Genomic DNA, 23,973 nt, shown 5'->3' on the forward strand with positions numbered 1-23,973 from the left:
CTTCTGTAGTGGGGGGAATGTTTGTTTGGTGGTGTTTCCAGATTTGCCCTCACACGATACTTTTTCTATAGCTTCTTTACCACCTGCGATCACGGTGCCTGCTTGGCTGACGCCGCTGTCACGACCGCCAAGAGTTTGCATGACTTGCCCCGTTTAATCGACGAGGCGGCGGGGATCGCTGCGCATGTCCAGAAACTTCGCCCTCGAAAACTGGCTTCGGGCAAACCCTCGCGTCGTACGACGAACCTGTCGTTGGCATTTGACGGCGTTTGGGGCTCAATTCGCGGGCTGCTAGCCGCCGCGATTGCACGCCACAAATCCAATGTGTTGGTGCTGCTTCCCAACGCGGCCGACGCGGATATCGTCGCCGGCGACGCAATTGCGTTTGGTTTGACCGATTCGATTTCGCTGCCGCTGTCCTCCGGTGGTCAATCCTCGGGCAATCACCATCATCGCGACGCCGAATTTGCCGAGCGGCTGCAAGTATTGCAGCGACTGCAGGATCGAACCGCCGAAGATCCCCATCCGCTGCTGGTCACTGCGTTCATCGGCGGTGCGATGCAGCGAGTCCCGTCGCCTGAGCGACTCGATTCGGCAACACGAGTGCTGAAGGTAGGCGAAGAGGTAAATCCCGAGACGATTCGTCGCTGGCTTGCCGAAGCCGGATTTGCCGCGACCACCGCCGTCCAATTCCCAGGTGAATTTGCCACGCGTGGCGGCATCTTGGACGTCTTTTCGGCCGATCAACCCAATCCGCTACGGATCGAATGGTTTGGGGACGAGATTGAATCGATCCGCCGCTTCGATCTGGCCAGCCAGCGTAGTATCGAATCGATCCGCGAAGTCGAAATCACCGCGATCAGCGGCGAAGACATCGAAGAAAAGACCGACGCTGAAACGAATTCGTTTGGGATGCTGGCCGATTACCTGCCCGACGACACCCTCGTCGTGCTGGTAGATCCTCACGACTGCAAAAAATCTGCCGACGCGATCATTGATCGCTCAGGGGACGATCCTCGTTTTGTCTCGTTTGACGATTTGATGGGCTCGCTGCAGCGGTTTCCCATCGCGATGGCGAGTTCGTTGAACGAGGCGGTCGACGGCGCCGTCGTCGATTTGCGTTCGTCCAGCGCCGACGGGTTCGCCGTCACGCTGGACGAAGCTTGTAAGCGAATCGACACGATCGCCGATAACCACGACATCATTCTGGTCGGCGACACTGCCGCCGATAGCGAGCGTTTGTCGGAACTGCTTCGCGACACCAATGCACAAATGCAAGGCCGTTTGCATTTGACCGTCGCCGAGCTGAGCGGCGGTTTCCGCTTGGCCGACGCCGAGATCTTGGTGTTGACCGGGGCCGAGCTGTTTCATCGTAGCCCGGTTCGGCGCCGGCAAACGCGAGCACGCAGCAAACCGATTGCGAATCTGTTGCAACTCGAAGTGGGCGATCTGGTCGTTCATCTCTCGCATGGCATCGGGTTGTATCGCGGTCTACAGCACATTGAAAAAAATGGGCAGCATCTCGAGCATCTGACGATCGAATTCGATGGCGGCAGCAAAATCTATGTGCCTGCCTCACGAATTGGCTTGGTCCAACGCTACGTCGGCGGCACCAAAACACAGCCGCGGCTTGCCAAAATCGGCAGCCAAGCGTGGCAACGTCAACGCAAAGCAGCTGAGTCGGCTGTCACCGACATGGCAAGCGAATTGTTGGAAATGCAAGCCGAGCGAACGTCACGCCGTGGGATCGCTTTTGATTCGGACTCCGCTTGGCAACGCCAATTTGACGCCAGTTTTCCCTACATCGAAACCGACGACCAAGTCACCGCGATCGATGCGGCGAAAATGGATATGGAGACCCCCAAGCCGATGGATCGGCTGATCTGTGGTGACGTTGGGTTTGGTAAGACCGAAGTGGCGATGCGGGCTGCGTTCAAAGCGGTCACCAGCGGTTTTCAAGTCGCCGTGCTGGTACCGACCACCGTGCTGGCCGAACAACATTACCACAGTTTTTGCGAACGGATGGCCGAGTTTCCCGTTGAAATCGCAAAGCTGAGCCGGTTTTGCACCCCGGCTGAACAACGACAAACGGTCAAAGACATTCGCCGCGGCAAAGTCGATATCGTGGTCGGTACCCACCGTTTGGCCAGCAAGGATGTTGACTTTGCCAACCTCGGGTTGGTCGTGGTGGACGAAGAACAACGCTTTGGGGTCGCGGTCAAAGAGCGACTCAAAACGCTGCACAGCAACGTCGACGTGATGACGCTTTCGGCGACGCCGATTCCGCGAACCCTGCATATGGCGTTGGTCGGTGTCCGAGACATCAGCAACTTGGAAACCCCGCCGGCCGAACGCATGGCGGTAGAAACCAAGGTCACCCGTTGGGAAGATCAAATGATTCGCACGGCGATCGTGCGAGAGTTGAATCGCGGCGGCCAGATGTTCTTTATTCACAATCGCATCGGTGACATGCACACGGTATCGGAAAAAATCCGCCGCATCGTCCCCGAAGTCCGTATCGGGATCGGTCACGGCCAAATGGGCGAAGGCGAACTCGAACGCGTGATGGTGGACTTTATCGAGCACAAATTTGACATGCTGTTGGCGACCACGATCGTGGAAAGCGGGATCGATATTCCTAATGCGAATACGATCTTTATCGACGATGCTGATCGCTACGGCTTAAGCGATCTGCATCAGTTGCGAGGCCGCGTGGGACGCTACAAACATCAAGCCTACGCTTACTTGATGGTCGCACCCCACAAACATCTCACCCCCGAAGCATCCAAACGGCTTCGTGCGATCGAAGAATTTAGTCACATGGGGGCTGGGTTTGCGATCTCGATGCGCGACCTTGAAATTCGTGGTGCCGGTAACTTGTTGGGTAGCCAACAAAGTGGACATATCGCCGCGGTGGGTTACGAGATGTATTGCCAGTTGCTCGAAGACGCCGTTCGCCAAGCACAGAAGTTACCGCCGAAATTGTCGGCCGATGTTGATATCGATCTGCCGGTCGAGGCCTATTTGCCCGAAGACTATGTGCCGGATTTGCGTCATAAGATTGATCTGTACCGCCGCATCGCAAAGATCGAAAATGCGTCGCAGATCAAAGAGGTGCGTACCGAATTGCGGGACCGATTCGGCGCGCTTCCCGAGCCCGCCAAGCGGATGCTCGAACTTGCCGAGTTGCGACTCGATGCCGCTGCATGGCAAATTGCATCGATCACTTCGGATGCTCGCTTCATCGTGCTGCACTACACCGACCGCAAACGGATCGATCAACTGGTGCGACAGAGTTCGATCGCAATCCGTATCGTCGATCAACGCCGCGCCTACATCCCGACCAAAGACTACGACATGGAAGTCGACGTGGCAGGAACCAGTTGGCTGCAGCTAGCCCGAGCCGCACTGCATCTCGGCTAAGGTAAACGAACTCGCAGCGAAACTCGTCAACGGCTTGTTGATTTAGTGAAGTTTCCTGCGGCAAGGGTCGTATGATGGACTTCCTAGTCCGTCAGTGGTGTATTCGACGGACTAGGAAGTCCGTCGTACGACTAAATCAACAAGCCGTCAAGCGTTTCGTTGCTTACGGGAATTGTCGGGGACGTCAAATCAGTCACTGACACATTCACTCCCTCCGGTTTTCTCGTGCCGGAGGCGCCTTCTGTGATCGCCTTGGACTTCAGGCCAAGGATTACTTACGCATCACGGCCCACGACCTCAGCGGTCGGCTCGGGAAGCTCCACTTGCGGCGTCTTTGGCTTGTGGCCTTCGCCTGGAACGGGCCCGATTTGGTGAGTGCCCAGCGAGGGAAACAGCGGCGCCAGGACATATTGGCGAAACACAAACCAGAACAGATTTCGTTCGTTTAGTCGAGGATTAATTGTCGCCGCGATCGCGGCATGTGCACTTGGTAATTCACTCCAGTGCATTCCGGGGTGATCGTGGTGGGCGGTGTGGTAGCCATTGTTGAAGAACAGAAAATTGAACCACCATCCGGTGAAATTTCGCGAATGGTCATGTTCGGACCAAGCATCCGTGTGGATATGTTGGATGAAATTAAAGAACATGATCACCGTGCTCGACAAAATCGCCGGCAAGATCACCGAGAAGAACCACAAGTACAAACCGAGCCCCGTTTGTTGATTGTGGTAGAGCACGGCGGCCAATACGCCAAGCCCGACATAACCGCCCATCCAAACGACGTATTGAAAACGGATGCGGGCGTACAATTTGGGTTTGCGGGTTTTGACCTTTTCGATGTACTCGCGAATCGGAAAGCTTTGAAAATAGCCGGAGACAAACGGATAACTCAGGACGACCCAGATGCTGTGTTTGTTGGTGTAACGCCACGTCGCCGTCGCATCGCCGGGACGGTTTACGAATTGGTGATGGTTCAAGTTGTGGGTCGGGACCCACATCAGCGTCGGGTAGCCATAGAAAAGGGTCAGGATATGGCCAAAGAAATGATTCCAACGCGGCGATTTGAAAGTGGCGCGATGATTGTGATTATGAGAGATCGTCCCACACGCAATCGCCAGATAGCAGCTGATTGGACTCAAATAAATCACCCAACTCGGATCGCTGTACTGAATCACCACCAAGGTAATGGCGAGAGCGACCCATAAAACCGATCGAAAATCGGCGTGGTTGTGTAGTGACATCGTAGCGATCCCTCCGTTGAACGTGGGCTGCAGAGAATGGACACGCTATGAATCAAAGTTTTGGCTGCGGACAACGCGAACGTACGGGGGATCAACCCTGTCACATTGGGCAAGTCTGTTCAAATCAAAGTGTGAACCTGCGGCACAGACTAGGGCAACCTTGGCAGATGTCAATCGACGATTTTGCAATTGATGTCCGGCGAAGACGTTCGTCAATCGTGTTCAAATTGTTCTTGGGGTTCAGTATGATGTCATCAGCATCGCCAAAACCGATTCTTTTTGCTTTCAACCACGTTTGACTCTAACTTCACAGAGACACTCGTTATGCCGGGATTAATGGACGATCTTTACGCCTACAACGATTGGGCAAACGACAAGGTGATTGCACTTTGCAGCGACCTTTCCGATGCACAGCTTGATAGTCCACGTCAGATGGGGTTTGGATCCCTTCGCGCGACGCTGTTTCATATTCTGACCGCCGAAGTGATTTGGATGGAACGGTGGCAGGGTGTACCGTGGCGGCCGTTTCCCAAAGATCCCGAGGGAATGTCCGTCGCGGCGATCGCAGACGCACTAAAACAGGTCGCTCAGCAGCGACGCGAACTGATCGACGCCGAACGTGCGAGCCGCTGGAGCCGCCGTGTTCAGTATCGCGATAGCAAACAAACGCCCTATGACCATTGCTTGAGCGATTTGTTACTTCACGTCGTCAATCATGGTGTTCATCACCGGGCCCAAGCGCTGAACTACCTGAAACAGTTCGATCGTACCGTGGTCGCCGGAATTGATTATCTGTTCTATCGACTTTCCAAACATGCCGTGGCTCAAAGCCCCGAAGCAGAGGCAAGTTTACGAGCCTATGGCTTAGAGGTTTCTGAGCCTAGCGACAAGGGATGTCCGTGGGACGCCCAGTGGAATACTCGCCTATTTCAATACAACGACTGGGCAACTCAAAAGGTGTTGGAATTTGCGGCATCGCTAACCGATGAACAGCTCGATCGTGATTTCGTGATCGGCCCAGGTTCGATTCGCAAGACGCTTTTGCACCTGATGGATGCCGAGGCATGGTGGATCACGAATTGGAACGAAGGGCCTCGGCCGTTTCCCCACACTCCCGAAAGCACAAGCGTGGCGGAGTTAAGTAAAACATGGCCTGAATTCATCTCGCAGCGGAACGCGTTTATCGCCACGGTCGATGACAACGAGGCGCAGCGAGTGGTCGAGATCGCCGCCGGTGGTCCCCACACGCGTTTTCGTGTCGGAGAATCCATCCCGCATCTCGCTTTGCACGGCACCCATCACCGTGCTCAATTGATCAACATGTTCCGTCATGTCGGTGCGGCATGGACCAACATTGATCTGTTGTACGCGATCGATGATCTTGCCGAACCAACCGTCAAGCAATGATGTCGTCGAGTACATGACCGTGAACGTCGGTCAATCGGAAACGTCGACCCTGGTATTTGTAGGTTAGTCGTTCGTGGTCGATGCCCATGAGATGCAAAAGCGTGGCGTTGAAATCATGCACGTGAACGCCGTTTTCGACGACGTTGTAGCCGAATTCATCGGTTGCCCCATACGTGATTCCTGGTTTGATGCCGCCGCCAGCCAACCACGTGGTAAAGCAGCGGGGATGATGGTCTCGGCCATAGTTGTCGTGGGTCAGTACGCCTTGGGTGTACGAGGTGCGACCGAACTCGCCGCCCCAAATCACCAGCGTATCGTCGAGCAGTCCGAGCCGTTTTAGGTCCTTCACCAAGGCAGCAGATGCTTGATCGGTTTCCGTAGCTTGGTCCTTGATTTGTTTCGGCAGGTTCGAGTGTTGATCCCAGCCCTGATGGTACAACTGGATGAATCGCACGTCACGTTGGGCTAGACGTCTTGCCAACAAACAGTTCGCCGCAAACGTGCCCGGTTTCTTGGCGTCTTCGCCATAAAGTTCAAACGTCGATTCGGGCTCATCCGAAAAATCGGCGGCATCGGGCACGCTGGTTTGCATTCGAAACGCCATTTCATACTGCGAGATTCGCGATTCGATTTCGGGATCCAATTCCTTCTCGAATTGGTGTTGGTTTAGCGTTTTAATCGCATCCAATTGGGCGCGGCGACGGGACGAGGGAATGCCGGACGGATTCGATAAATACAGCACAGGGTCGCTACCGCCGCGAAATTGGACGCCTTGGTATTTGGAATCCAAAAATCCATTGCCCCACAAACGCGCGTACAGCGGTTGGCCGCCCTGATTGGCCGAGACCAACACGATGAACGCGGGCAAGTCCTCGTTCTCGCTGCCTAATCCGTAGGACAGCCACGATCCGAGCGATGGCCGGCCTGCGATTTGAGAACCGGTTTGAAACATCGTGATCGCCGGGTCATGGTTGATCGCCTCGGTATGCATCGACTTGACGAAGCAGACGTCATCCACGATATCACGATGATAGGGCAGCAGATCGCTCAGCCAAGCACCACTTTCGCCGTGCTGAGAAAACTTGAAATGAGATCCCGCAATCGGCAGCGACGATTGGTTGACGGACATTCCCGTTAACCGCTGTTGACCACGGACTTCGGCCGGCAATTCCTGGCCATTCATTTTATTGAGCAGCGGTTTGTAATCGAACAAATCCTGCTGCGCGGGTCCGCCCGATTGAAACAGATAGATGATCCGCTTCGCTTTGGGGGCAAAGTGGGGGCCGGTCGCACCGCGATGCGGCGCGGCGGTCGCAAGCGTCTCACGGCCTAACAAACTCGCCAACGCCGCCACCCCGACTCCGGTGCAGCTGTGCTTGAAAAAATGACGCCGGTTCACGGCCAAGGGATCCAGTGACATGGCTTTATCGTTTCCAAATGGTGGCATCGAGGTTTAAGATTGCCTGACATACGTTTGTCAGCGCGGCGAGTTGAATGGGGGCGACGTCGTTCGCCAGTTTGGCTTCACCCACCGACAACAATTCCGTCGCGGCCGACGGGTTTTCGCGGTAAAACTGCTGCTCGTCCGCGTACAGTTTCTGTAAAATCGTTCGCTCGAGAGCATCCGGTTCGCGTCCCGTCAATCTCAGGAACGCCGTGTCTAGTGGAGCGTCGGCGTGGTCTTTGAGCAGCCGCTGAGCCAACACTCGCGATGCTTCGATGAACTGGATGTCGTTCAGCAGTACCAGTGCTTGTAGCGGCGTATTGGTTCGCGAACGTTTTACCGTACACACTTCGCGGGTGGTCGTGTCGAACGCCATCATGTTCGGCAGCGGAGCAGTTCGTTTCCAAACCGAGTACAGCGAGCGGCGGTACAGTGCCTTGCCAACGGATTGTTGGTACGGCGGCGACATGCCATTGGATTCTTTCCAAAGATCCACGCCGGGTTGATACGGTGATACCGGAGGCCCGCCAAGTTCGTCGTTCAGTAACCCCGAAGCGGTTAACGCTAGATCGCGAATCTGTTCGGCTGCCAAGCGATGGGACGGTCCGCGGGCTAGAAATTGGTTCGTTGGATCCGCTTCGATCTGCACCGGCGCGGCAGCCGAATCCTGGCGATAGGTGGCCGAGAGTACAATGTTTTTGCAAAATCGTTTGACATCCCATCCATGCTCGATGAAGTCACGTGCGAGCCAATCGAGCAGTTTGGGATGCGTCGGCAAATCGCCCTGGGAACCAAAGTTCTCGGGCGTCCGCACCAGTGGGGCTGTGAAGAAATTGCCCCACAATCGGTTGACCGCCACGCGTGCCGTGAGCGGATGTTTGGGGTCGGTTACCCAGCGGGCCAATCCCAAGCGGTTCCGTGGGGCATGCTCAGGAAACGCCAGCGGAATCCCGGAAAGTGTTTCTCGGGTGACTCGCGTTTCATCGGTTTGCGGCGCATCATACTCGCCACGGGCAAGCACGTATGCCGCTCGCGGTTCATCGGTTTCTTCCATGATGGGAATTTCATTCATGACCTCTTCAGCCATCACAAACGCCTTGCGAGCATCGGTCAACGATTGCATTGCCGCGCGGGTCGCTTCGTCAATCGCGGACGCATAGTACTGAAAACTTGGTTTGTCGCGGTCGGTTTTGTCGTTTTGTCCAGCCAGAGTTTGCATTTCCAATTCCGTCAAGGCACGGTCGTAAATGCGGACATCATCGATCAAACCACCGTCCAAACCACGAGCTCGAAATCGTTGGCCGACAACAAATTCGCCGCCGTGGTCGACGATTACGTTGCAGCTTTTCTTCAAGCGGTCACGTACGATCGTGGTCTGCAGCGGTTGACCGTTGAGGTATAGCTTCAGTCCCGCCGCAGTCGACGATCCATCGTAGGTGGCGGTAACTTGGTGCCAAACATCCTGCGGGATTGGATCGACCGTGCGGACGCTGATCGCATTTCCTGGCCAAACTCGCGCCATCCTCGATTCGAGGTGACCGTTTTCAATCGTCAAATCCCAGCCGTTGTATCCGCAATCGGTACCGCGAGTGTGATGGGCGATCAAGCTCCGCAGCGGGCTGCGTTTCGTCTCACGCATCGTCACGATCACCGACATTGGCAACCAGCGATCAAACGGAGTGATCCCGTGCGTTGTCACCCCACGCTCGCCATCGAGTTTCAGTGCCCGTCGCGGCGGTGGCGTTTTGGTATCCTGGGTGTCCGCGGCCAAATGCGGATCGAGACGGGCGACTGGTGCATCGTGGACCTCGACCAATTCCGGCATCGTGGTCCAGGCTCGGTCCAACTGCGATGGGTGATAGATGGTTTTGAGCGAGTTGTCGAAGTCGCGGTCAAAGGATAGGGCCAACCGAAGATCAGGAATCTGAAGCCGCTCGATCGACTCGGGCATCCATGATTCCCAGCGACTGCGTGCTTCGGCGAGTGAACGTTGGTACGCTTGCTCGGCCTCAGCCAAGTTGCGTTTCGTGGCCTCAAACGCTAACTGCTGTTCATCCGTTGGCAACAGCAGCGAAGGGCACGGAACTTTTTCAGTGCGGTCATACACCCCGCTTTCATCAATCGAATTGAAGAAAGCCGACATCGAATAGTAGTCACGCATCGGGATCGGATCGTACTTGTGGTCGTGGCATCGGCAACACTCCATCGTCAATCCTAGTACCGCGGTGCCGAAGGTATGAACGCGATCGGCAACGTTTTCGATTCGCCATTCTTCAAACACCGCACCGCCCTCGTTGTTCAGCCGGTGAATGCGATTAAACGCCGTGGCGACCCGTTGTTGGCGAGTGGGATTTTCAAGCAGATCGCCGGCAATTTGCCATGTCAAAAATTGGTCGTAAGGAAGGTTCTCGTTGAATGCTTGGACCACCCAATCGCGATAAGGCCACTGCGTATTGAGTTTGTCCGATTGGTAACCGTAGGAATCGGCATAGCGAGCGGCATCAAGCCACGCGACTGCCATGTGCTCGCCAAATGCCGGCGAATTCAATAGCGATTCGCTGGCGTCTTCGTACGCTTGTTCACCCGATGTTTGCAACGCGGCTTGAAAATCGGTGATTTGCTCGGCCGTTGGCGGCAGCCCTGTCAAATCAAACGTGACCCGTCGCAGCCAACGCAGCGGTGTCGCTTCGGGGCTAGGCGCCATGTGCTCACTTTCCAAGCGGGCCAAGACAAACCGGTCCAACGTTTCTCGGCACCAACCCGCTTCGGCTACCTCAGGAACGTCTACCGCATCCGGCAACAGCTCGAACGCCCAGTGACGATCGTACGCAGCGCCCTGCTCGATCCAAATTTGGATCGTCGCTTTTTCTTGTTCCGTCAACTCGATCTTCGATCCCGGCGGCGGCATCAACATGTCGGGATCATCGCTGGTAATCCGGTCGACAAGGTCGCCTGATTCGATCACGTCGATCGCTTGGTCGCGGGAATCCAACCGCAAACCCGCCTCACGCGTGTTGGCGTCGGGGCCGTGACAAAAATAGCATTTGTCCGACAGGATAGGACGGATGTCGCGGTTGAAATCGAGCTCTTTTGCCGATAGGCCGGGGGCCGCTAAGACGACCGATAAGCCGCTCAGCAACGTGAAAAGTGCGGTGCGTAACATCAGGGGCGGAGCACTCGTGATAGGACGAAGATGGAATTCAAACCAACGTTTTTGATAGCGTCGAGGCGAGGTTTCGGCTCATTCACGCTGCTTCATTCTGGTCTTCCCAACACGAATTGTCTTGCACGCCAGACTCAATCTTGTGTAAAATTAAGCCATGGAAAATACCAGGATGCGAGAGGACTTTTTTGCTCGACTCGGTCCGAGCGACCAAGCGTTCGCGTTGTTTGACCATTTGCCTGGGCTGTCGTTTTTCGTCAAAGACCGTCGCGGTCGATTCATGGCGCTGAACCGCCGCGGATGTGAGTATTGCGGAGTGGTTTGCGAAGCCGAGGCGATTGGCAAAACGGATCACGATTTCTTTCCCAAATCGCGTGCCGACGAGTACCGCGCCGATGATGTTGCGGTGATGCAATCGGGTGAAGCGATCGTCAATCGTGTCGAAAGTGCACCCGAAGACGCCGGGTCGCCTCGTTTGGTGATGACCAGCAAGGTTCCGCTGCGGGATCGGCGGGGTCGCGTGATCGGAGTGGCGGGATTTTCACGCCAGATCGAGCGGATCCAAACGCCCTCGGGGACCGTCGACGCGTTTGCCAATGTGATTGCGCATCTACACACTCATTTTGCTGACAATCTTTCCACGCAGCAGCTTGCTGATATGGCGGGGTTGTCCGTCAGCCATTTCGAGCGACGTTTTCGCCATGCGTTTGGCGCGTCGCCTCGACAATATTTGGTTCGCGTGCGGGTCGAGCACGCAGCGAAGCTGTTGCGAGAAACTGAGCAAACGGTATCCGAAATCGCTCACGCTTGCGGATTCTATGACCACGCTCACTTCAGCCGCAGCTTTCGCCGGCGGATGAACTGTTCTCCATCACAGTACAAGCGTCGCTAACATCGCCACGGGGTTCCGAGAACCACCGGGCGATGATCGAGCGTTTTCAAGATCGAGCTGTCTACAGGATCGAGCCGGCTACAAGATTAAGCCTGCTACAAGATTGAGCCGGGGCGGTAGCTGGCCGCTTCCGGATTTTTGCGAGTGATCGCTTCGATTCGCGTGATCACGTTTTGCACCTGAGTCGATGCATTGCCGATGAATTGCTTCGGGTCTCCGATCGCCGCATTCAGAGCTTCGGCGTCCATTGGGATGCGATCGTCTGCGGCCAAGCGTGCGATCAAATCGTTGTCATCGCGGCCGCTTTCACGCATGGCAAGCGCCGCGGCAACGGCGTGTTCTTTGATCGCTTCGTGTGCCGTTTCACGCCCCACGCCCGATTTGACGGCGGCGACAAGGATCTTGGTCGTCGCCAAAAATGGTAGGTAGCGACGCAATTCGCGATCGATCACGGCCGGGTATGCACCGTAATCGACCAGCACGGTGAGGAACGTTTCAAGTTGTCCGTCGATCGCCAAGAACGCATCCGGAATCGCCACGCGGCGGACGACACTGCAGCTGACGTCCCCTTCGTTCCACTGATCGCCGAGCAATCCGCCAACCATCGTCAAATAACCACGCAAAATCACGTTGAATCCGTCGATCCGTTCCGCCGAGCGTGCGTTCATCTTGTGGGGCATCGCCGACGATCCGACTTGGCCCGGTTTGAATCCTTCGGTCGCCAATTCCGCTCCCGCCATCAATCGCAATGTGCGAGCAAAGTTGGCTGGCGCCGACGATAGCTGGGTCAGTGCCGAGATCACATCAAAGTCGAGTGATCGTGGATACACTTGCCCGACCGAATCGAAACACGATTCAAAGCCCAGTGATTTTGCGATCCGGCTGTCCAATTGGTCGAGTTTGCCAGCGTCGCCTTGGAACAAATCGAGCATGTCTTGCTGGGTTCCCACAGGGCCCTTGATGCCTCGCAGCGGGTAGCGGACCAACAAGTTCTCAATTCGCTCGTGGGCGACCAACAACTCTTCGGCGATGTTGGCGAACCGTTTGCCGACCGTCGTGACCTGCGCGGGAACATTGTGGCTGCGACCGGCAATGGCCAATTCGCTGTACTCTGCCGCTCGCTCGGCCACCAACGAAAGTGCGGTGACAATGCGATCACGAACCAAATTCAGAGCGGAACGAATTTGCAGCTGCTCGACGTTTTCGGTCAAGTCACGCGATGTCATTCCTTTATGAATATGCTCGTGCCCCGCCAATTCGTTGAATTCTTCGATACGAGCTTTGACATCGTGTTTGGTAACGCGTTCGCGAGCGTCGATGGCAAACAAATCAACCTTGTCGATGACCGAGCGGTAGGCGTCGATCACCCCATCGGGGACGTGAACCCCGAGGTCCTTTTGAGCCTCCAATACGGCAATCCACAATTCACGTTCAAGAACCACCTTGTTTGCGGGCGACCAGATTTTCACCATCGCTTCACTTGCGTAACGCGATGCAAGGATATTGGGTAGATCGGTCGACACGACGGGACTCCTGACAGAGAAGGGGGAAAGCTCATTCACAAACGAAGTGCCGGAATATACGCTTTGGACTGCGTCGCGTGAAGCATCGGCCTGTTTCGGAGTCTTGTTGGATGGTTTTTCAAGGCCGTCGCCCAGCCAGGCCCACTTTGCCCCTAACGGGGGTTTTTGTGGCGGAGCGACGCCAGCCGCCCGGTTGAATTCGAACTTTTTTACTCGCTACCACCGGACGGCTCGCGCCGTACCGCTAACAAAATCGACGGCTTTGGAAGGCCAGCGTACATCTCATCGGTCAAATCCAAACCATCATGAACCAAGGCAGCACCCCAAACGAACGCCGTCAAGCGATCATTGCGTTGGTGTTGGTCAACGCGATGTGGGGGGCATCCTTTCCGATCATGAAGTGTTTGAACCTTCAAGTCGATGATCATTTTGGTGTCACCGAGTGGACCGCGTCGGGTTGGCTGCGGACCAGTTCGGCGTCGTGGTTGATCGGATTAAGGTTTGCCATTGCGTTCGGTTTGTTCGCGATTTTGCTGCGTGGAACGCTGCGACGTGTTCAAACGCCTCATCTGTTGGCCGGCGCGGCGATTGGGGTCATGTTTTTCTTGGGCCTGTTGTTGCAAGTCATCGGCTTGGCCACGATTCCCGCCTCACGAAGTGGATTTTTGACTAGCCTCGTGGTGATCATCACTCCGCTGATCAACACCGTGCTGCGGAAACAATTGCCGCGGCTTTGTGTGATGCTTGGCGCGTTGGTGGCAGTGGCCGGCGTGGCGGTCTTGACCGGATTGATCGTGTTCGACGAAGGGCATGTGTCGCTCGCCAGCAATGCGTTGGCGCAGTGGACCATCGGCGATTCGCTGACCACGTTGGGGACGCTGTTCTTTAGCGCTCAAATCTTGTTGGTAGACGTGTTTGGTAAACGCTATGAGTCCGTGTTGTTCACACCTAGCATGTTTGGAACCACTGCGGTGTTGGCACTGATCGTTTTTGCGGGGCTGAATCTGCAGGTGCCCGAGACCGCCACCGGGGGCTGGACCGCGCTGGCGATTCAACCACGGTTCTATCTGCTACTTGGGGTGTTGTGTTTATTTCCGTCGTTGGTCGCGTTTGTTTGGATGAACAAGTACCAACCGCGATTGACCGCAGGACAAGCCGCGGTGATCTACACGTGCGAGCCTCTGTTTGCGTCGACGTGGGCCATGTTTGTTCCGGTGATGCTTAGCGCGTGGTGCGCGGTCCATTATGCCAACGAACAATTCAGTGTTCCGCTGCTGATTGGCGGATCGCTCGTCTTGCTGGCCAACATCCTGGCCTTGTGGCCCGAGAAAAAAGACACTGCTTTGTGATCCGCTCGCGGCTGAGATTGTCGACGGAGACTTCGCAGGTTCGCGAGCCGTTACTCGGGCGAGTGTGTTAAGATGGCCAACGGCGTCGAAGGGTTCGATCGCTGCGTTTGAGTCAAAGCAACACCTCTCTCCTCGGTTTGGAAACGAAGCACCATGGATCGCCGAAACTTTCTCACCCGTACTGCTGCGTTGGCCTCGATTGCGACGGCCGCCCAGTCCGCTTACGCTGTCGCGTCGCCGCGTCGTGTCGGATTGATCGGTTGTGGGTGGTACGGCAAATGCGATTTGCTGCAGCTGATCAACATCGAACCGGTCGAGGTGGTGTCGCTGTGTGATGTGGATTCTCAGATGCTCGAGGAAGCGGCGGGGCTGATCGAATCGCGGCAAGTTTCCAAAAAGCGACCTCGGACGTATGCCGATTACCAAGAAATGCTTGCCGAGAAAGACCTCGACATCGTCTTGATCGCCACGCCCGATCATTGGCATGCGTTGCCGATGATTGCGGCGGTCGAGGCCGGGGCTGATGTTTATGTGCAAAAGCCCACCGGGGTGGATGTGCTCGAGAGTCGAGCGATGTTGGATGCCGCTCGACGCACGGGGCGAGTGGTGCAGGTTGGAACCCAGCGACGCAGCACGCCCCATTTGATCGAAGCGAAACAGAAAGTCGTCGACGCCGGATTGCTTGGCGACGTCGCCTTTGCGGAAGTGTGCTGTTATTACCACATGCGTGCCAAGAAAAATCCGCCTGTCATCGCTCCACCGCCATCGTTGGATTTCGATCGTTGGACGGGGCCCGCACCGCTGCGTCCGTACAACGAACTGATTCATCCACGCTCGTGGCGGGCGTTTATGGAATATGGCAACGGTATCGTGGGTGATATGTGCGTTCACATGTTGGACATGGTTCGCTGGCAGCTTGGCCTGGGCTGGCCTCGCCGCATCAGCAGTGCCGGGGGCATCTTGGTCGATACCGAATCGATCGCCAATATCACCGATACGCAAACCGCAACGTTTGACTTTGACGATCTCAAAGTGGTTTGGACCCACCGCAGTTGGGGTTCGCCACCCGATCCCGATTTTCCTTGGGCGGGAATCATTTATGGATCCAAAGGAACGCTGAAGCTAAGTGTGCAGAAGTACGAGTTCATCCCACGCTCAGGCGGCCAGAAATTATCGGGCAACGCCGTCATCGAACTCGACAAATATCCCAGCGATCAATCGGATGCCGAAAAATGGAAATTAGAATTGCACGTCGCGTCGGCGATTCGCGGGCACATGCGGGACTTTCTCAAGGCCATCGATGATCGCTCGAAACCCGTCGCGGATATTGAGCAAGGGCACATCAGCAGTGCTTCGTGTATCCTGGCCAACAACGCACTCACGCTGGGCCGAACCTTGGAATTTGATCCGCAGACGAATACCGTTGTCGGAGATGAGGAAGCGACAAAGTTGCTGCGGCGCCCCTATCGAGCTCCGTATCGACATCCCGCGGGATAAAAAATGGGCCAACGTCCATCTTGATGTGAGCCGCCGGCACGTTCCCGGCAATCTTAACGCTCGCCGCCGCGGGCGACATCGGCTCGGATGGTTGTGGGGGATGACTCATCCTAATCGGCTTAGCGAGTCGGTGTCGGTTCGGCTTGGATAGCCGGTGCCGGACCAGGGCGGCCAATGCCATGTTGGAAGTCGACGACGAAATAACACACCAGCGAAATCACAACGACCCCGATCAAATTCAGTACGAATCCGGTTTTGGCCATCTCGCGGACGGTCAAATGTTCCGATCCAAACACGATCGCATTAGGCGGCGTTGCCACCGGCAACATGAACGCACAGCTTGCCGACAACGCTGCCGGAAGCATCAGAAACGCAGCATCATAGCCCGCACCCTCGGCGGCCGCGCCCAAGATTGGCATCAACAATGTCGTCGTGGCGGTGTTGGATGTGACCTCGGTTAAAAAGGTGACCGTCAGACAGATGGCAGCGATGATCAAAAGTGGATGGAGTCCCGAGAGGTGCGAAAATTGGTTGCCGATGATTTCAGATAACCCTGTCACTTCGGCGGCCTTGGCAATCGCCAACCCGCCGCCGAACAAAATCAGGATTCCCCATGGAATGTCAGACGCGGTTTCCCAATCGAGCAACCGGTTGGCTTGAACACAATCGTCTCCGTCCCCGTTTTCGCTGCGATGCACAGTCGTCGTTCCGCTGGGGATCAGAAAAAGTGCGATCACGGCAGCCAAGCCCACGGTTGCATCGTGTGCCATCGGAACATCCAACAACGCTGACCATCCACCAAAGGGGGCGCTGCGAGTGATCCACAGCAGTGCGGTTACGGACAATACGGCCAACACACGCCGCTGAGCACTCGTCCAAACGCCAAGGTCCTCAAGCTGCATCGAACAACTTCGTGACAAGCCACGTGTCAACCAAAGGCCTGTCGCCAATAACATTGTCGCGGCAACCGGAACGCCGATCTTAAGCCACGAGAAAAAATCGATGGTGCGTTCGCTCTGTTGTTCGTAAATCGAGACAAACACTCCATTGGGAGCCGTGCCGATAATCGTCGCAATTCCGCCGATGCTCGATCCATATGCCACCGCCAACAATAGGGGGACATGCAGCCGCGAATCCTTTTGTTCGTGCAGCACCGCAATCGCCACAGGCAACATGATCAGCGCTGTTGCCGTGTTTGAAATCCACATGCTCGAAAACGCCGACGCGGCCAAGAAGCCGAGCACGATACGCCGCTGGGAACTTGTGCCTGTCAATTTCATCAAGCCTTGCGAAACGCGCAGATGGGTTTGCGAGTGTTCGGCAGCTCGCGAGATCATAAATCCAGCCATGAACAACAAGACAAACTTGTCTCCATAGGCTTCGGCGAGTTGGCGGTGGTCCAACACCCCCGCAAACGGAAACACGACAAACGGGACCAGCGACGTGACCGGGATCGGAACCGCTTCGGTGCACCACCAAATACCACACAGCGACGTGACGGCTGCCGTGACCGCCGCGGGATGTGAAAGCTGAAACGCGGTGATACACAATCCATAGACAAGCAACGCTACCGCGAATCCGGCAACGGTACAAAGAACGCGAAAATGCGGCATCCGAACGGGTTCCAAGAAAAAGCAATTCGAAGGTGGGACGAAAAATCAAAAGCGAGATCAGGCTGCCGACGCCGGGGGGAGCCGAACACCGTCACCGAAGCAGAACAGTGTAGCGAATCAGAGGGGAGAAAGGCGTTTTGTCGCAGATCCTATCACTGGGGATCGCTAAATGGATAACTTGTTCCGGTCGGTCACATGAGCAACGAGGTCAGCAGAAGGTCTACCGAGTTTCGTGCTTCGCCGTCGAAGGTTCGTCTCGCTTCGGGGGCGTGATCGTCACGACAGCCTGGGCAAGGTCGACCGAAAGCGAGGAAGTGGATCCGTTCGCTTGACAACGTCGTAGCATCCCTTGACGGAAAACGCGTCGCGGCGACCTGCTGATCCCGTGGCGATTTTGGCCAGTTCCACTTGCTTGCACTGTCCCATCATTCCAGCACGGTTTTCGGTAAATCGACGATCGAACCAGTGAACGTATGTTTGATTTTTGGTAAATCCACTGGCCGCAGCCGTGGTTCACCTTCGCAGATCCAAAGGTAAATCGTCCTCGCCCAGGCGATGTCGTAACCGCCTCGTAATTTTCGACTTACCTCGGCTCTGCTAAACGATTCGTAAACGTTAGAATAGAGGTCGTCGAAACGACCAATTCTTTTCTGTTAGTAAATTGGGTTCCCAACATGAGCACCGAAACAAACGCCAGCCGTGCGTATCAGCATCTACGAAACAAGTTGATCTCGGGTGAATTTGAACCGGGCGCTCGTCTGTTGTATGGTCCGATCGGCAAAGAAATCGGCGTCAGTGCGACGCCGGTGCGGGAAGCCGCCGGTCAGCTTGCCAACGAAGGCCTGGTCGATTTGGTGCCCAACATGGGTGCCATCGTCCGGTCGCTGGATCGATCCGCGTTGATCGATATCTACGAGGTTCGTGAGGTCATCGAACCCTACACCGCAGCACGGGCCGCTGAGCGAGCCACACCCGAGCAGATCGCCAAGATTCAAGCCGAATTGAAGCGGATGGAAGAGTTGACCGCGAAGCAAGAGAAATCTTCGGCCCAGTACGCGGGCAAGCGGATCAAAGGGCAGTTTGACAAGGCCGATTATCAATTTCATATGTTGATTATCGAAGCGACCGGCAATCAAGCGCTGGTTCACACGGCATCGCAGTCGCAAGTCTTAACCCGAGTGTTTGCCATCCGCCGACACCGTCATGATGTCGTTGCGATGAAACGCACGTGCAAAGATCATCAGAAGATTTTTCGAGCGATCAAGAAACATGACGCCGAAGCCGCTCGCGAAGCTGCCGCTGCCCACATCCGTAACGGACTAAAAGTCTCGTTGATCGAAATCGACGAAAACGAAAACGGCGAAGCCTAAGCATCCGCGTCGTTTCGCTTGAGTCCAACTTCTGCTCTTAATCTTACTCCCGCCGCTGCAATCACCCGTCTCGGGTGTAAGTGGGTGATGATTAGAATTAAGAGTAAAGTTGTGATTAGAAAGTAACAGCGGGCTTTCAAGTCGCACCGTCACTTCCCAAAAAAAGTCGATGCGGTGGGCACTAGGCACTGTCTGAGAACGCATCCGAGGCGGAAACTTGGTAGCGGAATTCGTGAAGAATTTCGATTTCCCAATGGGGCGATGCCATGCTGCCGAAAGTCGAGACGACTTGTTGCTTTAGTCGTACGATGGACTTCCTAGTCCGTCGAATACACCATTGACGGACTAGGAAGTCCATCATACACCCTTTGCCGCAGGCAACTTCGCTAAATCAACAAGCCGCCCGCGACTTCCGCTACGGTTTTCAGACAGAGCCTAGCGCTCGGCCAATATCGCAGCAAGTTTGCGGTACTCGGTGTACAGCCGGTCATAGGCTGCGGTCCGTTCCTCTCTTGGCAGGACAATGTCTTGTTTGCCTTCGGGAACCCCCGCCATCGCGGTCGCCGCTTCGCTGACACTCGAAAAACCGCTCGCTTCCGACCCCGCTGCAATCATTCCCAACACCGCCGCACCGACGGCCGGACCTTGCGTGGAGGGGTGAATTTCAATCTTCATTCCCAACACGTCGGCATACACCTCGACGAACGCGCGGTTGTGGTGTGGCAATCCTCCGGTGGCAATCAATCGATCGATCGGGGCACCGCCGTCGCGAAGCATTTCGACGATCCAGCGGAGTCCAAACGCCGAGGCTTCCATCAACGCCAAATACAAGTGCTCCGGACCGTGCTCAAGGCCTAGTCCGGTAAACGCACCCCGTAGGCTGCCGTCCATCAACGGTGTGCGGCAACCATTCATCCAGTCCATGCACATCACCCCTTCGGCCCCCGGTGGCAATCGCAGTGCTGATTCCGCCAGCGAGTCAAAGGAATCGAGTCCAAGCAATCGCCGCAACCACGCAAACGCGTCACCGACCGCCGCTTGACCCGTTTCGTATCCAAACATGCCTGGCAAAATGCCTCCCTCGACCACACCCGCAATCCCAGGGATTTCGGCTGCGGTGGTGGCATTTAGCATGTGACAACTGCTCGTTCCCATCACCATCACAAGGGCTCCGGGGTCAGCGGCGCCGACTCCCGGTACCGCGGAATGCGCGTCGATAATCGCAGTCGAAACCGGAATGTTCTTGCGAAGCCCGAATCGCTTGGCCATCGCCGCAGTCAAGCCTCCGGCAGGTTCGCCAGGTGATCGCATCACTCCAGGCAAGCGCTGTCTTGCCGCCTCGGCCAATTGCGGATGGACCGCAGCAAAGTACTCGCTCGATGGATAGCCATCCGTCGCGGACCACATCGCCTTGTACCCCGCTTGGCATGTCGAGCGGGTCAATGAGTCGGCGGGCCCTCCCACCAACTGCCACACGAACCAGTCTCCGGCCTCCAGCCAAACTTCGGCCGCTGCGGCAACCTCCGGAGCATTTTCGATCGTTTCGAGCATCTTTGGAAAGAACCACTCCAATCCGATCGTGCCACCGTAACGCTTTAAAAATGCTTCATCACGTGCTCGGGCCACCGTATTCATCCGCTCGGTTTGCTCGAGTGCACCATGATGTTTCCAAAGCTTCGGCCATGCCAACGGAGTCGACCGAAACTTTGCAAGCTCGCATATCGGCGTGCCGTCGAGCGTGGTTGGCAGCATCGTGCAACTGGTGAAATCGACACCGATCCCAACGATCGTCGCGGAATCCAGTCCGGCTTCGCCAATCGCAGCCTGCGTCGCTTCGGCGGCCGAGGCGATCCAGTCGCCAGGTGCCTGCAGCGCGTACCGCGGCGGTAACAGGACATCGCTACCCGGCAACGTCTGAGTGATTTGGCCGTTGGCGTAATCACGCGAAGCCAGCCCGAGTTGGTTGCCCGCGGCATCGATTAAAATCGCCCGCACCGATTCCGTTCCAAAGTCCAATCCGAGCGCGACCGGGCCGACGGCGCGCGGCTTTTCAGTGGCAGTTGCGTTCATCACCGTTCCTTTATTTCGACTGCGTCGGTTTCAGTTGGGCCGGATCGACCACCACGTGCTTGATCAATTGCCGTTTCCAGGTATAGGTCATGTGAACCATCCCGTCATCGGTTTGGATGATTGCCGGGTAGCTGAACTCACCTGATTTTTCCTTCTCGAGCACCCCTACCTCGGTCCAATCCATTCCGTCTTCGGAAATCGCAAGGTTCAATAAGCTTCGTTTACCCCAGCCATTGTCGGATGATCCGAGATGGTTGTAGATCATCAATTGACGACCGTCGGTGAGCGTCACGACATCAATTCCCGAGTTCGGATTGGGCATGTTGGTTGCCACCAATTTCGACCATGTCTCGCCGCCATCGGTCGACTCGGTCGACGCAATCACACTTTCTTGGGTGCGGCAAAGGGCTTGAAGCCGGCCATCCGGATACGTCAAGATCGTCGGTTGAATCGCCTTGAATTCCGTCCCGTCGTTGATCGGCCCGATGCGTTTCCAGGTGCCGCTCGGTTCACCATCGACCAATGTGACCTTTTCAAAGTGGACTCGCCATCCTTCGTTTTCGGTGGATGAACCGCAGAGCAGTGTTTTGCCATCGCTGAGCAAAATGGGTTTGCAGCGAACCGGACCATCAATGCCTTCGGGCAATCGTTTGCGGTCGGTAAACGTGCGGCCGCGGTCATAGCTTGTCATCACCTCGCCCCACCAACTGTGCGGTCGTGGTCCGACTTTGAAAAATAGCAACAACGGAGCATCGCCAGGAGGTTGATACAGTACCGGGTTCCAACACGGATGACGCATTCCGTCGTGCTGAATTCCATCGGCAACATTCAAGGGCCGCGACCACTTCAATCCATCATGGAAACTGGTCCAAATCACAACGTCCTTGTTCCCTTCGCGAGATCCGCCGAACCAAGAAACAACCAGCCCGCGAGACGTTTGGCAAATCGTTGACGCGTGGCACGCTTTGAATGGCGCATCTTCGAAAATGAATTCGCTCGCAATCAGTCCTGGGAATGCTGGCTCGGCAGCAGGTTTCGGTTCGCTCGGCATCATTTCCTCATCGCTGAAGGTCACACAATCATCGTGAGCAATGTGGTAGATCCGGCCATTTTCGCTGCCGACTAACAAATCCGGTTTGCCGTCGTTGTTAAAGTCGCACACGGTGGGGCTCGACGTGTGTCCGGCGACGTTTCGTTTGGCCAAGTTGCCGACCTTTTTCAGCATTACCTTGCCATCGACATCCGCACAATTGCGGTACCAAGTCGCATTTTCGGAATTCACCAGCACGTCCAATCGTGAATCGCCGTCCCAATCAACCACAGCCAACTTGACTCGCCCGGATCGACCGCATGTTCCCGTGTTCAGTTGAAGCGGTTGTCCGGCTTCGTCAACGAAGATCCGTTCTGCGGCTCCGCCACCGGAGCGAAGCGTCAGAAAGCCTTCTTGGTCCAGCATGACCAAATCGAGTTTCTTGTCGCCGTCGAAATCGATCGCCATCGGTGTGGTTCGCCACTGAGTCAATGCGTCGCTGGACAAGGTTTGCCACCAATACCATTTCGGAGGCGCTTCGCGTTGTCCGGTGTCAAAGTTCTTTTCGACCAACGTTCCGGATTCGTTGATCAACATGCCTAGTTGCGACAGAATCGAGTTGTAAACGATGTCGCCATCGCCATCGCCGTCCCAATCGGCAACCGACAACGTGGTGTAACCCCACTTGGCTTCCGCCGGACCTTGGATCGAACCACTTGGGCCCGCCATCACGCGAAACGGTTTCTGGAAACCATCGCTCTGTTTGACCTCTAGCAGTTTCGGAGCAGCCCATTTGGGCAACCCATTTTCTGCTTTGCCAAGATTCTCGAAGTAACCAATCGATCCAGCGGTGTTGCCGCACACGATGTCTTCGTCGCCATCGTTGTCCCAGTCGTAAGCGAACGGAGTCGCCAGTGCGCCGAACTTGAGCGTATCGGCTTGCTGTTGAAAGTATTGTGGTGCTTTGAAAACCGGTTGGTGGTCGCGAAGCTCGCCGGTGTTTTCCACCAACGCAACGCGTCCGTCTTCGTCACCGACGATCAGATCGAGGTCGCCGTCGGCGTCCCAATCGATCGCCGTGGGTGTGATCATTTGTAAATGCATCACCAGCGGTTCCCCGCTGACGTCATTCAATTTTTGACCCGCTGCGTATTTAGGCTGCGTTCGTGTGCCGATGTTTTGAAAATAGGTGAATCCGTCCAAAAACTCACCACACAACAAGTCCAAGTCACCATCGTTATCAAAGTCGGCAAAGTTCGGGCTTGGCCATCCGTAGACATCGATCTCACCACCGCCGGCCTGCAGTCGCTCGGGCTGCGATGAATACTTCGGCTCGTCGTCGCTGCCTTCGTTTTCGATCAAGTAAACATAGCCATGTAGTGGCCCGTTTCGCCAATTGCCGTGGTTGTCATAGGCGTGATCCCAGCTGTAATCGGTCCAGTCACCGCTACCGACGACAATGTCTTGATCTCCGTCGCCGTCATAATCGACGTATCGCCACATGTTCGCGCGGGTGTTGCCTTTGGTGTGATGGTTCGGATTGGCGTGGGCGTTGATCTTGGTTGGTTTCGAAAAATTGAATTCCCCCGTTTTGGCGTCACGGCGAAACTCTTTTGCCGGCAGCATCAAGATCGGTTCACCGTCGACCACACTCATTTGCATGAAATGACTGCCATGACCGATGCGAACGCCTGCTTTGAAAACCGGCATCTTCTCGTTTGGATCCTGTGACGGATTCTCGAAATAATACGTGCCATTGGAAGGCTTGTCCGGACAACTGACCAATAGATCCAGGTCGCCGTCGTTGTCGTAATCCATCGGCAGCGGAAACGCCCACAACCCCACGCCGAGATCGACCTTCAAGCCTGGATTGTTGTACTGCAATGGTTGCAGTTTCCACTGAGGCTCTTCCGCCGTGGCGAAGGAACCAAGCGTCATCACGCACATCCAA

Annotated in this window: 13 protein-coding genes; 6 read left to right on the forward strand and 7 right to left on the reverse strand. The window is 55.8% G+C overall.

What is annotated here, in order from left to right; all coding sequences use genetic code 11:
• Window positions 1–102: 102 nt before the first annotated feature.
• Window positions 103–3,423 carry a transcription-repair coupling factor gene (mfd, locus tag ABEA92_RS20365; protein WP_345685688.1) on the forward strand — a complete coding sequence of 1,107 codons (3,321 nt, stop codon included), beginning with the start codon at window positions 103–105 and terminating at the stop codon, window positions 3,421–3,423.
• Window positions 3,424–3,698: 275 nt separating this feature from the next.
• On the opposite strand, the gene ABEA92_RS20370 is transcribed toward mfd, so the two are convergent.
• Window positions 3,699–4,664: a fatty acid desaturase family protein gene (locus ABEA92_RS20370; protein WP_345685689.1), complete on the reverse strand. Its 966-nt coding sequence runs from the start codon at window positions 4,662–4,664 to the stop codon at window positions 3,699–3,701.
• A gap of 324 nt (window positions 4,665–4,988) precedes the next feature.
• Here ABEA92_RS20370 and ABEA92_RS20375 point away from each other — a divergent pair, with 324 nt between their 5' ends.
• The gene (locus ABEA92_RS20375) at window positions 4,989–6,071 is read left to right on the forward strand and encodes a DinB family protein (RefSeq protein ID WP_345685690.1); all 1,083 of its coding nucleotides are present in this window, start codon (window positions 4,989–4,991) and stop codon (window positions 6,069–6,071) included.
• Here ABEA92_RS20375 and ABEA92_RS20380 read toward each other — a convergent pair.
• Both ABEA92_RS20380 and ABEA92_RS20385 read right to left on the reverse strand, forming a co-directional pair.
• On the reverse strand, window positions 6,061–7,491 hold the full coding sequence (locus tag ABEA92_RS20380; RefSeq protein ID WP_345685691.1) for a DUF1501 domain-containing protein: 1,431 nt from the start codon (window positions 7,489–7,491) through the stop codon (window positions 6,061–6,063). The genes ABEA92_RS20375 and ABEA92_RS20380 overlap by 11 nt on opposite strands.
• A gap of 4 nt (window positions 7,492–7,495) precedes the next feature.
• Window positions 7,496–10,678, reverse strand: coding sequence for a DUF1553 domain-containing protein (locus ABEA92_RS20385; RefSeq protein WP_345685692.1), 3,183 nt, complete (start codon window positions 10,676–10,678; stop codon window positions 7,496–7,498).
• Window positions 10,679–10,835: 157 nt separating this feature from the next.
• On the opposite strand from ABEA92_RS20385, the gene ABEA92_RS20390 reads away from it, so the two are divergent.
• Window positions 10,836–11,570, forward strand: a complete 735-nt coding sequence (locus ABEA92_RS20390) for an AraC family transcriptional regulator (protein WP_345685693.1) — start codon at window positions 10,836–10,838, stop codon at window positions 11,568–11,570.
• A gap of 95 nt (window positions 11,571–11,665) precedes the next feature.
• Here ABEA92_RS20390 and purB read toward each other — a convergent pair whose 3' ends face one another.
• Window positions 11,666–13,093, reverse strand: a complete 1,428-nt coding sequence (purB, locus tag ABEA92_RS20395) for an adenylosuccinate lyase (RefSeq protein ID WP_345685694.1) — start codon at window positions 13,091–13,093, stop codon at window positions 11,666–11,668.
• Between the two features lie 305 nt (window positions 13,094–13,398).
• Here purB and ABEA92_RS20400 point away from each other — a divergent pair, with 305 nt between their 5' ends.
• Both ABEA92_RS20400 and ABEA92_RS20405 read left to right on the forward strand, forming a co-directional pair.
• On the forward strand, window positions 13,399–14,442 hold the full coding sequence (locus ABEA92_RS20400; RefSeq protein WP_345685695.1) for a DMT family transporter: 1,044 nt from the start codon (window positions 13,399–13,401) through the stop codon (window positions 14,440–14,442).
• A gap of 153 nt (window positions 14,443–14,595) precedes the next feature.
• Window positions 14,596–15,939 carry a Gfo/Idh/MocA family protein gene (locus ABEA92_RS20405; RefSeq protein WP_345685696.1) on the forward strand — a complete coding sequence of 448 codons (1,344 nt, stop codon included), beginning with the start codon at window positions 14,596–14,598 and terminating at the stop codon, window positions 15,937–15,939.
• 119 nt (window positions 15,940–16,058) lie between these two features.
• On the opposite strand, the gene ABEA92_RS20410 is transcribed toward ABEA92_RS20405, so the two are convergent.
• Window positions 16,059–17,552 carry an SLC13 family permease gene (locus tag ABEA92_RS20410; protein ID WP_345685697.1) on the reverse strand — a complete coding sequence of 498 codons (1,494 nt, stop codon included), beginning with the start codon at window positions 17,550–17,552 and terminating at the stop codon, window positions 16,059–16,061.
• Window positions 17,553–18,226: 674 nt separating this feature from the next.
• Here ABEA92_RS20410 and ABEA92_RS20415 point away from each other — a divergent pair.
• Window positions 18,227–18,922 carry a GntR family transcriptional regulator gene (locus ABEA92_RS20415; RefSeq protein WP_345685698.1) on the forward strand — a complete coding sequence of 232 codons (696 nt, stop codon included), beginning with the start codon at window positions 18,227–18,229 and terminating at the stop codon, window positions 18,920–18,922.
• Window positions 18,923–19,357: 435 nt separating this feature from the next.
• Here ABEA92_RS20415 and ABEA92_RS20420 read toward each other — a convergent pair whose 3' ends face one another.
• Window positions 19,358–20,992 carry a ribulokinase gene (locus tag ABEA92_RS20420; RefSeq protein WP_345685699.1) on the reverse strand — a complete coding sequence of 545 codons (1,635 nt, stop codon included), beginning with the start codon at window positions 20,990–20,992 and terminating at the stop codon, window positions 19,358–19,360.
• Window positions 20,993–21,002: 10 nt separating this feature from the next.
• Complete coding sequence (locus tag ABEA92_RS20425) at window positions 21,003–23,969, reverse strand: exo-alpha-sialidase (protein WP_345685721.1); 2,967 nt, start codon at window positions 23,967–23,969, stop codon at window positions 21,003–21,005.
• Between the last annotated feature and the right edge of the window lie 4 nt (window positions 23,970–23,973).

This window comes from Novipirellula caenicola, assembly GCF_039545035.1.
Lineage (GTDB): Bacteria > Planctomycetota > Planctomycetia > Pirellulales > Pirellulaceae > Novipirellula > Novipirellula caenicola.

Coding starts and splice junctions, on each gene's coding strand:
- ABEA92_RS20370 (WP_345685689.1), bottom strand. CDS start 4,664: ATGTCACTACACAACCACGCCGATTTTCGATCGGTTTTATGGGTCGCT.
- ABEA92_RS20375 (WP_345685690.1), top strand. CDS start 4,989: ATGCCGGGATTAATGGACGATCTTTACGCCTACAACGATTGGGCAAAC.
- ABEA92_RS20380 (WP_345685691.1), bottom strand. CDS start 7,491: ATGTCACTGGATCCCTTGGCCGTGAACCGGCGTCATTTTTTCAAGCAC.
- ABEA92_RS20385 (WP_345685692.1), bottom strand. CDS start 10,678: ATGTTACGCACCGCACTTTTCACGTTGCTGAGCGGCTTATCGGTCGTC.
- ABEA92_RS20390 (WP_345685693.1), top strand. CDS start 10,836: ATGGAAAATACCAGGATGCGAGAGGACTTTTTTGCTCGACTCGGTCCG.
- ABEA92_RS20400 (WP_345685695.1), top strand. CDS start 13,399: ATGAACCAAGGCAGCACCCCAAACGAACGCCGTCAAGCGATCATTGCG.
- ABEA92_RS20405 (WP_345685696.1), top strand. CDS start 14,596: ATGGATCGCCGAAACTTTCTCACCCGTACTGCTGCGTTGGCCTCGATT.
- ABEA92_RS20410 (WP_345685697.1), bottom strand. CDS start 17,552: ATGCCGCATTTTCGCGTTCTTTGTACCGTTGCCGGATTCGCGGTAGCG.
- ABEA92_RS20415 (WP_345685698.1), top strand. CDS start 18,227: ATGAGCACCGAAACAAACGCCAGCCGTGCGTATCAGCATCTACGAAAC.
- ABEA92_RS20420 (WP_345685699.1), bottom strand. CDS start 20,992: ATGAACGCAACTGCCACTGAAAAGCCGCGCGCCGTCGGCCCGGTCGCG.
- ABEA92_RS20425 (WP_345685721.1), bottom strand. CDS start 23,969: ATGTGCGTGATGACGCTTGGTTCCTTCGCCACGGCGGAAGAGCCTCAG.